Origin of the sequence: Amycolatopsis viridis, from assembly GCF_011758765.1 — a bacterium.
Classification (GTDB): domain Bacteria; phylum Actinomycetota; class Actinomycetes; order Mycobacteriales; family Pseudonocardiaceae; genus Amycolatopsis_E; species Amycolatopsis_E viridis.
The window spans coordinates 2,802,643-2,814,911 of record NZ_JAANOU010000001.1; the positions used below are offsets into that span (position 1 = coordinate 2,802,643).

General features: G+C 73.8%; 12 protein-coding genes. 6 read left to right on the forward strand and 6 right to left on the reverse strand.

Translation table 11 applies throughout. The features are described 5' to 3' along the window. Positions 1-41: 41 nt before the first annotated feature. The 3 genes from FHX46_RS13845 to FHX46_RS13855 form a co-directional block, all read right to left on the reverse strand. Entirely contained in the window at positions 42-779 is a 738-nt protein-coding gene (locus FHX46_RS13845) for an IclR family transcriptional regulator (RefSeq protein WP_167114168.1), read from the reverse strand. 119 nt (positions 780-898) lie between these two features. Beyond that, complete coding sequence (locus tag FHX46_RS13850; RefSeq protein ID WP_167114171.1) at positions 899-2,344, reverse strand: glutamate decarboxylase; 1,446 nt, start codon at positions 2,342-2,344, stop codon at positions 899-901. Between the two features lie 25 nt (positions 2,345-2,369). Next, on the reverse strand, positions 2,370-3,239 hold the full coding sequence (locus FHX46_RS13855) for a class II glutamine amidotransferase (protein WP_167114174.1): 870 nt from the start codon (positions 3,237-3,239) through the stop codon (positions 2,370-2,372). Positions 3,240-3,377: 138 nt separating this feature from the next. Here FHX46_RS13855 and FHX46_RS13860 point away from each other — a divergent pair, with 138 nt between their 5' ends. Then, the gene (locus FHX46_RS13860) at positions 3,378-4,487 is read left to right on the forward strand and encodes a sodium:proton exchanger (protein WP_167114177.1); all 1,110 of its coding nucleotides are present in this window, start codon (positions 3,378-3,380) and stop codon (positions 4,485-4,487) included. A 6-nt stretch (positions 4,488-4,493) separates the two neighbouring features. On the opposite strand, the gene FHX46_RS13865 is transcribed toward FHX46_RS13860, so the two are convergent. Continuing rightward, positions 4,494-5,501 carry an SDR family oxidoreductase gene (locus FHX46_RS13865; RefSeq protein WP_313886127.1) on the reverse strand — a complete coding sequence of 336 codons (1,008 nt, stop codon included), beginning with the start codon at positions 5,499-5,501 and terminating at the stop codon, positions 4,494-4,496. Between the two features lie 142 nt (positions 5,502-5,643). Here FHX46_RS13865 and FHX46_RS13870 point away from each other — a divergent pair, with 142 nt between their 5' ends. The 3 genes from FHX46_RS13870 (at position 5,644) to FHX46_RS13880 (ending at position 7,739) form a co-directional block, all read left to right on the forward strand. Further along, positions 5,644-6,255 (forward strand): HD domain-containing protein, encoded by a 612-nt coding sequence (locus FHX46_RS13870; RefSeq protein WP_167114183.1) that lies wholly within the window; start codon positions 5,644-5,646, stop codon positions 6,253-6,255. Between the two features lie 135 nt (positions 6,256-6,390). Further along, positions 6,391-7,320, forward strand: a complete 930-nt coding sequence (locus tag FHX46_RS13875) for a PrsW family intramembrane metalloprotease (protein WP_167114186.1) — start codon at positions 6,391-6,393, stop codon at positions 7,318-7,320. Positions 7,321-7,394: 74 nt separating this feature from the next. Further along, complete coding sequence (locus FHX46_RS13880) at positions 7,395-7,739, forward strand: hypothetical protein (RefSeq protein WP_167114189.1); 345 nt, start codon at positions 7,395-7,397, stop codon at positions 7,737-7,739. A gap of 15 nt (positions 7,740-7,754) precedes the next feature. Here FHX46_RS13880 and FHX46_RS13885 read toward each other — a convergent pair whose 3' ends face one another. Next, positions 7,755-9,275 carry a PucR family transcriptional regulator gene (locus FHX46_RS13885; RefSeq protein WP_167114192.1) on the reverse strand — a complete coding sequence of 507 codons (1,521 nt, stop codon included), beginning with the start codon at positions 9,273-9,275 and terminating at the stop codon, positions 7,755-7,757. A 142-nt stretch (positions 9,276-9,417) separates the two neighbouring features. Here FHX46_RS13885 and FHX46_RS13890 point away from each other — a divergent pair, with 142 nt between their 5' ends. Then, the gene (locus FHX46_RS13890; protein WP_167114195.1) at positions 9,418-10,677 is read left to right on the forward strand and encodes an NAD(P)/FAD-dependent oxidoreductase; all 1,260 of its coding nucleotides are present in this window, start codon (positions 9,418-9,420) and stop codon (positions 10,675-10,677) included. A gap of 3 nt (positions 10,678-10,680) precedes the next feature. After that, on the forward strand, positions 10,681-11,343 hold the full coding sequence (locus FHX46_RS13895; protein WP_313886128.1) for a GreA/GreB family elongation factor: 663 nt from the start codon (positions 10,681-10,683) through the stop codon (positions 11,341-11,343). Positions 11,344-11,359: 16 nt separating this feature from the next. On the opposite strand, the gene FHX46_RS13900 is transcribed toward FHX46_RS13895, so the two are convergent. After that, the gene (locus tag FHX46_RS13900; protein WP_313886129.1) at positions 11,360-12,073 is read right to left on the reverse strand and encodes an alpha/beta hydrolase; all 714 of its coding nucleotides are present in this window, start codon (positions 12,071-12,073) and stop codon (positions 11,360-11,362) included. Positions 12,074-12,269 lie beyond the last annotated feature (196 nt).

Here is a 12,269-nt window from a genome sequence, read left to right on the forward strand (position 1 = left end):
GGTGCGGATTTCAGATGGTGATACCGGCCCGTTCCCGCTGGTCAGGACAGCAGTGCGAAGGCGCGGGAAACGCGCCGCGAAGCCCGTTGCAACGAGACCGGCTCGACCGAGGGCAGCCGGCGCGCGGGCAGCGAGATCGCCACCGCGCCGACCACCCCGGGTGCCCGCACGGGCGTGGCCAGGCAGGCCGTGCCGAGCAGGTACTCCTCGCGGTCGTTGAAGACCCCGCCGCCCTCGGCCAGGCGCTGCTCGAGCAGCCGGGTGTCGGTGATGGTGTGCGGGGTGAGGTCGGCCAGCCGGTACCGCGACAGGTGATCGCGCCGTGCCCCGGGATCCAGGCACGCCAGGATGCACTTGCCGAACGCGGTGGCGTGCGCGGCCTCCTGCACGCCCACCCACAGATCCACCGGCGGGGTGTCCGGAGCGTCGGCGATGTCGACCAGCTCGATCTCGCCACCGGAGTACAGCGACAGGTACGCCGCGCCACGGACCTCGTCCCGCAACGCACGCAGCACCGGCCGGATCTTCGGCAGCAGCGCGTGCCGGGTGTCGTGGCGGCGCAGCGCACCGAGCTGCTCGCCCAGCACGTAGCCGTCGTCGAGCTTGCGGAGGTAGCCCTCGTGCAGCAGGGTGCGCAGGAGGTGGTAGGTCGTGGGCAGCGGGAGCCCGACGCCGCGGGCGAGTGCCTTGGCCGTGATCGGCCGTTCGCTCGCGCCGACCGCGTCGAGCAGGTGCAGTGCGCGCTGTACGGATCCGATCAGCGTCGGTCCAGCAGCCATCGGTCACCTCCACCGCCCGTTGCCGCGCACCCAGAATGCCGGGTGACGCACGTCACCGGCAAGGTTCGCGGCCCGACCCGGTGACGCCGGGCGGCCGGCCGCGGCGGTGCCGGTGGCCCTCAGCGCTCGGCCTGGTGCCGGGCCGGCGCGTCCTGGGTGTGACCGGATTCGGCGCCGTGGGAGAAGGTGCTGGATTCGGTGCCGTGCTGGGGTTTGTCCTGGCCGCGCAGGCGGGGGAGGGCGCGGCTGAGGTCGCCGAGCAGCAGGTCGGCCATGTCGTGGGTGAAGCCGTTGCGCACCACGATCCGCAGGACCGCGAGGTCGTCCCGGTGCGCGGGGAACGTGTAGGCGGGCACCAGCCAGCCGTGTTCGCGCAGGGCGGCGGAGACGTCGAACACCGAGTAGCCCTCCTCGCCGTCGGCGAGGGTGAACGCGAACACCGGCAGCTGCGTGCCGTGGGTGAGCAGCCGGAACGCGCCCAGGTCGGCGATGCGGCCGGCCAGGTTCGAGGCGACCTCCCGGCAGTACTGCTGCACCCGCCGGTAGCCCTCGAAGCCGAAGCGGATGAAGTTCAAGTACTGGGCGGCGACCTGCGCGCCGGGGCGGGAGAAGTTCAGGGCGAAGGTGGGCATTTCGCCGCCGAGGTAGTTGACGTGGAACACCAGGTCCTCCGGCAGGGCCTGCGCATCGCGCCACACGACCCAGCCCACGCCGGGGTAGACGAGCCCGTACTTGTGCCCGGAGGTGTTGATCGAGGCCACCCGCGGCAACCGGAAGTCCCACTCCAGCTCCGGATCGCAGAACGGGGCGATCATGCCGCCGGAGGCGCCGTCGACGTGCACCGGGATGTCCCAGCCGCGCTCCTGCTGGAGCTGGTCGAGTGCGGCGCAGATCTCGGCGACGGGTTCGTAGCTGCCGTCGAACGTGGACCCGAGCACCGCGACGACCCCGATGGTGTTCTCGTCGCAGTAGCGCACCGCTTCCTCGGCGGTGAGGTGGAACCGGTCGCCGGACATCGGCACCAGCCGGGCCTCGACGTCCCAGTAGTTGGCGAACTTCTCCCAGCACACCTGCACGTTGATGCCCATCACCAGGTTCGGGCGGGCCCCGCTGCGGCCGTCCCGCGCGACCCGGTGCTGCCAGCGCCGCTTGAGCGCCAGGCCGGCCAGCATGCACGCCTCGCTCGATCCGGTGGTGGAGCAGCCGGTCGGATGGTCCGGGTCGGGAGCGTGCCACAGATCGGCCAGCATCCGCACGCACCGCTGTTCGAGTTCGGCGGTGCGCGGGTACTCGTCCTTGTCGATCATGTTCTTGTCGAAGCACTCGCTCATCAGCGTGCGCGCCTCGTCCGACATCCAGGTGGTGACGAAGGTGGCGAGGTTGAGCCGGGCGTTCCCGTCGAGCATCAGCTCGTCGTGCACGATCTGGTAGGCCGTCTGCGGATCCAGCTCGCCCTCGGGCAGCCGGTCCCGGGGGATGCGCAGCGGTTCGCGGGTGAAGACCGGGTTGACGCCGATCTCCTCGCGGCCGGTGCGGTCCGGGTCGGCGGAGTGGGCCAGCGGCATGGTGGGGCTCCTCGTTCTCGTGCGGTCACTGCCCGGTCTGCGACGCCTTGGCGTGCGCGCCGAGGTCGTCGAGGGTGAGCTGGTGGCGGGGCGGGTCGTGGAGGATCACCCGGCGGGTGACGGTCAGGCCGGGGCCGACGTGCAGCAGCTCGCCGGACCGCAGGTTCTGCCATCCGGGGTCCTCGTCCATGCGCTCGCTGGCGACGATCACGGCCGGGTGGCCGGCCAGCGCGCCGGAGCGGGCGCGGATGCGCCCGGCGGTGCTGGCGTGGTCGAGGTGCCGGTCGCCGTGCGGGCCGCCGGCCGCGCGTTGCAGCACGAACAGGTCGTGTGTGCCGGGGTAGCGCAGCGCCCACAGTTCGTCCGGGGTGGTCAGGATCAGGTTGATCGCGTAGACGGGCAGGTGCTCGGCGGCCCAGTAGGTGGCCCCGGTGATGCCGGCGGTGACGTCGCCGCCGTGCCGGTCGATCTGCTGGGTGACGAGCGCGAAGAACCGCTCGGAGTCGGTGTCGCCGTGCACCAGGTCCCGGTAGTCACCGAGCTCGCGCTCCAGCGTGTCCAGCCCGCCCAGCACCCCGTTGTGGGCGAAGAGCCGCCCGCGCTGCACGAACGGGTGGGTGTTGCGCGTGTCCAGGCCACCGGTGGAGGCGTAGCGCACGTGCGCGACGAACGTCGCGGACTCGCACTCCTTGGCCTCCTCGGCGAACCGCCGGTCCTGGTAGGCCGCGAGCGGTTGCTTGTCGACCACCGGTGTGCCGCCGGGGCCGAACGTGCCGAGCCCGGTGCCGTCCGGTTCGCGGCGGCTCTGCTCGGCGAGGCTGTCCGGCGCTTCGAGCAGCCAGAAAGTGGCCCGCACCCGGTCCGGGCTCGCCGACAGTCCGAACAACCGGCACATTCCCGGTCCCTCCTCCCCGTGGCTGCGGGTGGGCTACCACCGCTGGAGGCCGGGAAACGGCCGCACCCGCATTGTCCACTGTGCCCGGTTGGCAACCGTGGCCGTTTACCGCGAGGGCCACCGGGTAGGCGCCCTCGCATGGTGCGAGGCGATGCCGTGGCGCAGCGCACGGACACCGGCCGGCCGGGCCGGGCCGGTCCCTCCCGGGCCGACTACCTGCTCCTCGGCGGGTCGGTGGCCGCGGTGGTGGTCACCTTCGCCCTCCGGACGGCCGGCCTGGCCGGGACGGTCGTGTTCGTGCTGAGCGCGATCGCGCTGGCGCTGCTGGCCCGCGTGGTGGGCCGCGGGGTGGACGCGCTGGGGGACCGGCTCGGTCCCTCGCTCACCGGGATCGTGCAGAGCGCGCTGGGCAACCTGCCCGAGCTGTTCGTCTCCCTCTTCGCCCTGCGCGCCGGGCTGGTGGGGGTGGTGCAGTCGGCCATCGTCGGGTCCATCCTGGCGAACGTGCTGCTGGTGCTGGGGCTGGCGTTCCTGGTCGGCGGTCTGCGCCGGGGACGGCTGACCTTCGCCGCCGGCACGGCGCGGATCATCGGGCTGATGCTGCTGCTGTCGGTGGCCGCCCTGCTGGTGCCCGCCCTGACCGCCGAGCTGCACAGCCCCGCCGCCGGGCACGAGAACCTGTTGTCCCGCATCGTGTCCGGGGTGCTGCTCGTGTTGTTCGCGCTGTCGCTGTTCGCCCCGGCCCTGCGGGAGCCGGCGGCGAGCGGCGAGGAGGCCGAGCGGCCCGCGGAGTGGCCGCTGGCGGCGGCCCTCGCCGTGCTCACCGCGGGTGGGGTGGCGGCGGCGTTCGTGTCGGACTGGTTCGTCGAGGGTTTGCAGCCCGCGATGACGGCGCTGCACATCTCGCAGGCGTTCGCGGGGCTGGTCATCGTGGCCATCGCGGGCAACGCCGTGGAGAACGTGGTCGGCATCCAGCTCGCGGCGCAGGGCCGGACGGACTACGCGCTGTCGGTGATCCTGCAGAGCCCGCTGCAGATCGCGCTGGTGCTGGCCCCGGTGGTCGTGCTCGCCGCGCCGCTGCTGGGCGCGTCCTTCACGCTGGTGCTGCCGCCGCTGCTGATCGCCGTGCTGGTGATCGCCGTGGTGATCGTGGTCCTGGTGGTGCTCGACGGAGAGGGCACCTGGTTCGAGGGCGCCGCGCTGATCGCCTTGTACGCCATCATCGCGGCCGCCTTCTGGTGGGGCTGACGCGCGTCAGCGCTTGCGGGTCAGTGCGGCCAGACCGGCCGCTGCGGCGGCGGCCGCGGCCGCGCCGAGCACCCCGTGGTGCAGGGACGCCCACAGCTGCGGGCTGCGGGTCTTGGCCGCGCGGTCGAACCGGCCGTGCGCGCCGAAGTCCGTGCCCGTGGTGTCGTCGGCCGGTGCCCACAGGTTCACCGGCTGGTCCGGGTCGCGGGGCTGCTCGGCCTGCTGGGACTCGAACCCGGTGCGCGCCAGGTAGCGGTCGAGCAGGCCGGCGGCGATCGAGTTGGCGACGAGCGTGCCGACGGTGGAGCCGCCGACCCAGTACTCCCGCCGCCCGGGGTGCGCGGCCGCGTGCACGATGGCCTTCGCCGGGATCTCCGGCTGGTAGATGGGCGGCACCGGCTGGGCGCGGCGGGGCAGCCGGGACAGCACCCAGTCGAACTGCGGGGTGTTCACCCCGGGCATCTGCACCATCGTGATGCGCACGTTCGACTTGTCGTGCAGCAGCTCGCACCGCACCGATTCGGTGAAGCCCTGGATGGCGTGCTTGGCGCCGCAGTAGGCGCTCTGCAGCGGGATGCCCCGGTACGCCAGCGCGGACCCGACCTGGACGATCGCGCCTCGATCGCGCGGCAGCATCCGCTTCAGCGCCGTGCGGGTGCCGTTGACGTACCCCAGGTAGGTCACCGCGGTGACCCGGCGGAACTCCTCCGGCTCGATGTCGGTGAACCGGGCGAACACGCTGGTGAACGCGTCGTTGACCCACACGTCGATGGGGCCGAACGCCTGCTCGACCTGATCGGCTGCGGCGTCGAGGGCCTGGTGGTCGGCGACGTCGACGGGCAGCGGGAGCGCCTGCCCTCCCGCCCGTTCGACCTCGGCGGCAGCCGCCTTCAGGCCGTTGTCCCCGCGCGCGATCAGGGCGACCCGGTCGCCGCGCTCGCCGAACGCCCGCGCCGCCGCCCGGCCGATGCCGCCACTGGCCCCGGTCACGACCACCACTCGTCCCTGATCCACTGCCGGCTCCCTCCTGGGTCTCTTCCGCACCGGTCCTGGTGGTACCCGCGGACGGCTGCCGGCATGCCTGATCCGCACGTCCGGCGGCGTGTGCCGGACTTGTCCACTGTGGAGCGCTGCTCCGGGCTGCGACAATCGCGCCATGCAGCTCAGTGATATCGTGCTTCCCCGCAGTTCCGCGTGTTCGGCCGCCCTGGAGGTGGCGACCACGTACGCCTCGCCGGCTCTGGTGAACCACTCGTTGCGCTCCTACGTCTGGGCCGCGGCCTACGGCGACGCGCACGGGCTCGACCACGATCCCGAATTGCTGTTCGTCGCCGCGGTGCTGCACGACATCGGGCTGGTGGCGGAGTTCGACAGCCACACCGTGCCGTTCGAGGTGGCCGGGGGGAGCGTCGCGTGGGTGTTCGCCGCGGGAGCGGGCTGGGCGCGGGACCGGCGGCAGCGGGTGGCCGAGGTGATCATCCGGCACATGTGGGACGAGGTGGATCCCGGTGCGGACCCCGAGGGCTTCCTCCTGTGCCGCGCCACGGGCGTGGACATCTCCGGCCGCAACGCCGGGGACTTCCCGGACGAGTTCCGGGCCGAGGTGCTGCGGCGGTATCCGCGGCTGGACCTGGCCGAGGAGTTCGTGCGGTGCTTCGAGGACCAGGCGAAACGCAAGCCGGACAGCACGGCCGCGGCCATGGCCCGCAGCGGCCTCGCCGCCCGCATGGCCCGCAACCCGCTGGAACCGCAGGCCCCCGAGGAGTAGACACCGGAGCAGCAACGCACGCGCGAGGCCACCCGGCCGCCCGGGCCGGCCCGGGCGGTGCGGACCACACCTGACCGCGGTTTGGTCCGCCCGCCCACGGGAACGCTGCCCGGGCCGGGAGCGGGAGGAGACACGATGGCTGGATCCGGGACGGGCGCCGCGCGCCCGCGGCGCCTCTGGCTGCGCATGTTCGGCACAGGCCTGGGGTTGTGGCTGCTGACCGTGGTGGTCATCTTCCTCACCGGCAACCCGAACCTGATCCCGACCCTGGTGCTGCTGGGCAGCTTCCTGGTGCCGGTGACGTTCGTGGCGTGGGCGTTCTCCCGGCGGCACAGCGGGGAGCTGACGGCCGAGCTGGTGCTGTCCACCTTCGTCACCGGCGGGGTGCTCGGCGTCCTGGCGGCCTCCGTGCTGGAGACCTACCTGCTGCACCCGTCACCGTGGTTGTTCCTGGGTGTCGGGCTGATCGAGGAGGCCGTGAAACTCGCCGCGCTGGCGGTGCTCACCCGGCGGCTGGCGCACAAGGACGTCCGCGACGGCCTTGTCCTCGGCGCCGCGGTCGGGTTCGGGTTCGCCGCGTTCGAGTCCGCCGGGTACGCGTTCACGGCGCTGTTCACCGAGCGCGGGCTGTCCGTGGCCGACCTGGTGGAAACCGAGCTCCTCCGCGGGCTGCTCGCGCCGGTCGGGCACGGCCTGTGGACCGCGATCCTCGGTGGCGTGTTGTTCTCCTCCAGCGTGCGCGAGCACTTCGCGCTGACCGGGCGGCTGGTGGTCTCCTACCTCGGGGTGTCGGTGCTGCACGCGTTGTGGGACTCCATGCACGGCATCGCGTTGCTGCTGACCCTGGTCCTGACCGGGACGCCGGCGCAGGACCAGCTCCTGGCGCAGGGCTACCAGCCCCAGCCGACGCCCCTGCAGGCCCACCTGTTCACGCTCCTGAGCTGGGGCGGGCTGGCGGTGGTGGCGTTGCTGGGCCTGGTGTGGCTGCATGCGGTGCGGCGGCACGCGGACCGGGTGGACACCTCGCGCGTCTGGTGGCGTATCCCCACACCCGGGCCGCGGTGACACCGGTACGGCCGCCGTCCGGCGGGTATGCCCCCGGAGGTGAGTCGACGCACTCCCGGGAAGGAGCAGGGGCGATGGCGACGAACGGCGCGATCGAGGTCCGCATCGGGGAACCGGGCAAGGTTCTGGTCATCGAGATGGGCCGGGTGACCATCGACGTCCCGCGCTCGGTCGGGTTCTTCGGCGGCCTCGCCGCGGCCGTCGGTCTCGGGCTGATCGAGCCGCCGCTGGCCGTGTTCGTCGCGGCGGTGCCGGCGTTCAAGGCACTGACCGACACCGCGCTGCCGATGGCGGTCCGGGCGGTCGGTGAGGTGCTGGAAGGCGCGGCCAAACCGGTCGGCAGCGACGCCGACGGCGTCGTCGCCCTGGCGGATCAGCACCGCCGCGCCGGCGTCGTCGACCTCGGGCACCGGCGGTGACCGCGCGCCGGTGAACTACCCGGGCCGGTGCGCCACGGCCATCGCGATGAGCATGCCGAGGCGCTGACCCGGGTCGGCGAGGTCCAGGCCCGGCGCCGCGGTGGTGATGCGGCGCAGGCGGTTGCGCACCGTGTTCTGGTGCACCGCCAGTGCCGCGGCGGCCCGGGCCAGGTCGCCCTGCGATTCCAGCCAGGCGCGCAACGTGGGGACGAACTCGGTGCCGTGCGTGGCGTCGTGCTCGGCCAGGCGGGCCACCGGGCCGCGGGCGGGGATGCGGCCCGCGGCCGCTGCGGAACGCAGGCGCTGGAGAAGCACCTCGGGCCAGGCGTCGTCGTAGCAGACGGCGCCGTCGCGCCCCAGGGTGAGGCATTCGTCGGACTCGCGCCGGCCGGTGGGCAGGTCGGCGACCGAGCACTCGCCCGAGATGCCCGCCACGATCCGCAGGTGCCGCGGCAGACCCTGGACCAGCCCGCTCACCCAGCGCACCGCCGGCGCCGGATCCGCCGCGGGGAGCACCGTGTAGACGGTGTTGCCGAACAGGGTGCTCCGGCCCACCCGGGACCAGCCGAACCCGGTGGTGGCGCGCTCGAAGGCGAGCAGCAGGCCGGCGTTGCGCTCGGCGTCGGCGTGGGCCTGCACCGCGACGACCCGCAAGCCCGAGCCCGGCAGGCCCAGCTTCCCGGCGGTGGCGTCGGCGTCCGCGTCGCCCTCCAGGAGCTGGATCACCAGCTCGGACTCCACCTGCCGTTCCAGATCGGCGCTGACCCGCCAGCGCAGCAGGTGCAGCGCCACGGTGCGCGCCCCGTCGGCGAGAATGCGTGCCCGGGCGGCGTCCAGCGGCGCGCGGCGCGACACCCACAGCGACCCGAGCAGCTCCCGGCCGGCGCGCACCGCCACCACGGAGCGGCCCTGCAACCCGTGCTCGGCCGAGGCGGGAACGTACACCGGCTCGTCGGAGCGGGCGAGGTGGGTGAACACGCCCCGCTGTTCGAGCAGGGCCCGCACCCGGTCTGGCACCCGCCGGCCGAGGATGGTGTCCTGCCGTGCCCGGTCGGCCTCGTGCTGCTGGCTCGAATACGCCATCACCCGGGACAGCTGGTCCTCGATGGTCACCGGCCCGCCGACCGCCGCGGCGATCGTGTCGGCGAGCGCGGACAGGTCCGCCGGGCCGCGGCCGGACTCGGTTTCCCGGCCCTCCAGCACCAGGCCGTACACCACCCCGGCCACCTGGCTCCAGGACACGCTCGGCTCGACCACCAGCAGTGCGACACCGGCAGCGGCACGCAGCAGTTCGGCCGACGGGGTCTCCGTGGTGCGCGCGACGAGCACCCGGGCCCCGGCCTCCCGGGCCAGGCGGACGGCGTCGGCCAGGGTGGGGACCCCGACCGCGAGGAACACCTCGCCTGCCCCGGACCCGGGCCGGACCGGATCGTGCAACGCGACGCTGCGCAGCTCGGCCTCGCGATCCGCGGCGGGACCGAGCAGCCGGGCGCCGTAGGTGCCCAGGATGGTGATCAGCCGGTCGAGCTTGATCATGTCCGCGCCCCGCTCCCACGCTGCTCACCGGGTTGTGCTGATCCTACAAGCACCGTGGCCGAGATTGTCCGGTTTCCACACGCCCGGCCGCCCGGAACTCGGCGATGCTCGGTGGCAACAGGGGCTGCCGAGGAGGATGAGCATGAGCGAGGCCGGTCAGGACGCGGGTCCGCGCACCGCGGTGGTGGTCGGTGCCGGGATCGTGGGCTTGTCGACGGCGTGGTTCCTGCAGGAGCACGGCGTCCGGGTCACGGTGCTGGACCGCGACGCCGTCGCGGCCGGGGCGTCGTGGGGCAACGCCGGGTGGTTGTCCCCGGCGCTCGCGATTCCGCTGAACGAACCGTCGGTGCTGCGCACCGCGCCGGCCGCGCTGGTCCGGCCGGACGCGCCGCTGCACGTGCCGTTGACCGCCGACCGGGCGCTGTGGTCGTTCCTGCTGCGCTTCGCCGCCCACTGCACCTGGCCCGCGTGGCGCCGGGTCGTGCGCGGCAACCTGGCGCTCAACCGTGAATGCCTCGACACCTTCGACACGCTCACCCGCGGCGGTGTCGCGGCGGGCACCGTCGAAGCGCCGATCACGGCCGTGTTCGGATCGGCAGGGCAGGCCGGGCACCTGCTGGCCGAGCTCCGGCGGTTCACCGCGGCGGGCGCGGAGGCCGCGCACACGGTCCTGACCGGGGCCGAGGTCCGCGACCGCCTGCCGCAGCTGTCCGCCGCGGCCGGTGCCGGGATGGAGCTGGCCGGTCAGCGGTACGTGGATCCGGGCCGGTTCGTCCAGGCGCTGGCCGACTCGGTGCGCCGGCGCGGCGGCACGATCCGGACCGGCTTCGACGTCCGCTCGATCCGTCCGCAGCGGTACGCGGTGACGGTCGTCTCGCGGGAGAACGTCAGCTTCTCCGCCAACGTCGCCGTGCTCGCGACCGGAGCCTGGATGGGTTCGCTCGCCCGTGGGCTGGGGGTCCGGGTCCCGGTGCGGGCCGGGCGCGGGTACTCGTTCACGGTTCCGGTCGCCGAGCCGCCGCGGCAGCCGGTGTACCTGCCGGGCATCCGCGTGGCCTGCACGCCGTACCAGGACGGGATGCGCGTCGCCGGGACCATGGAGTTCCGCGGGCCGGACGACCCGGCCGACGAGCGGCGGGTGCGGGCGATCGTGCGGTCGGCGGCCCCGTATTTCGACGGCGTGGACTGGGCGGCGCGCACCGATGTGTGGGTGGGGCCGCGGCCGGTGAGCAGCGACGGGCTGCCCATCATCGGCGCGACCGCGGAACCGGGCGTGTTCGTCGCGGGCGGTCACGGCATGTGGGGTCTCACCCAGGGGCCGGTCACCGGGAAGCTGCTCGCCGAACACATCGTCACCGGAAAACAGCCGGATGCCCTGCGCCCCTTCGACCCGTTGAGGTGAGCCGTGGACTCCACCATGGACTCGGAGCTGGAGTTCCTCCGCGCCGAGAACGCGCTGCTGCGCACCGAACGGGACGTCCTGCTGCGGGTCGCGGCCGGGTTCGCCGAGGACGCGAACGCGACCCTGCTCCGGCGGCGGCGTCCCACCCCACCCGACGAACGAGGATCTGTTGTGGACACCAGGGACAGTGTGGACAGTGTGGACAGGGTGGGCCGTGTCGATGCGGTGTGGCTGACCGAGGAAGCCTACGCGCGGCTGCGCGACGAGCTCGGCGAGCTTCGGGTCGCGGACGAGGCGGGCGGTGACGAGCCGGACCGCGTCCTGGAGCTGCGCCGGCGGCAGGCGCGGATCGGGGAGCTGGAGGACCTGTTGCGTCGTGCGGTGGTCGGGTGGATCCCCCCGGACGACGGGGTCGCCGAACCCGGCATGGTCCTGACCGTGCGGTTCGACGGCGAGGAGGTGACCGAGACGTTCCTGCTCGGCGTGCGCGACGGGGCGGGCAGCGACGACCTGGAGGTGTTCTCGCCCGATTCGCCGCTGGGCCGCGCGGTGGCCGGTGCCCGCCAGGGTGAGTCGCGGACCTACACGGTGCCCAGCGGTGCGACCGTGCGGGTGACGCTCGTGGCCGCAGTGCCCTACGGCCGGCACCTGTCGCAGCAGCGGTAGCGCGGCCGCCGCGCTGCTAGGGGGACAGGCCCGCCAGTCGCGTGTGGACCGCCGGCCAGGCGGCGCTGTCCGGGTCGATCAGCTCGAAGTGCCCGGTCCCCGGCAGCGTGACCAGCTCCGCCGCGGGGTGGGCCGCCGCGTAGGACCGGCTCAGCGCGGCGGGAACCACGGTGTCGGCCTCGCCGTGGAGCAGGACGACGGGGGTGTCGGGGGAGTGGAGCAGTCGCGGGTCCAGGTCGCGGTGGTCTGAGGGCGGGCCGCCGAGGAAGTCCACGACCGCGTCGTCGTCCAGGCGTGCCTCGTGCGCCATCGCCAGGTCCGCCACCGGGGCGAGGGCGAGCGTGCCCAGCAGCCCGGGCGGCGGACAGGTGGCGGCCGCCCACAGGGCGAGGTGACCACCGGCGGAATGTCCGATGAGGATGGTCGCGGTGGCGGACAGGCGTGCCGGCAGGACCGACACCGCGGCCCGGACGTCCGCGATGGTGTGCCCGGGCCGCCCGGGCGTGCGGCGGTACTCGGGTGCGACGACCGGCCTGCCCGCGTCCCGCAGCGCGCGGCAGAGGATGCGGGTGTGCGTGCGGTCGTACCCGGGCCGCCAGAAGCCGCCGTGGAGGAGCACCAGCAACGGTTTCCCGGCCGTCGCCGGTCGCCACACGTCCGCGGCCTGGTGGCCGTGGTGCAGCTCCGCGTCCGGCTCGGGTGCGGGGCGGGTGAGGATGGATCGGTCCACGGTTTCCCTCCGCACCGGCGTCTCAGCGTGGACGGACGGTGCGCCGGCAGCCGGGGAGCCGCCAGCCGCTTCCCGGCGTCCGGGCCCGCACGGCTGTCGCGCAGCACCCGGCCCCACTGTCGCGTCGGGACGGCGAAGCCGCACAGCCGGAACCGACCCGGCCGAGTCCGGCCCGACGGCGCCTCCCCGTCGCCGG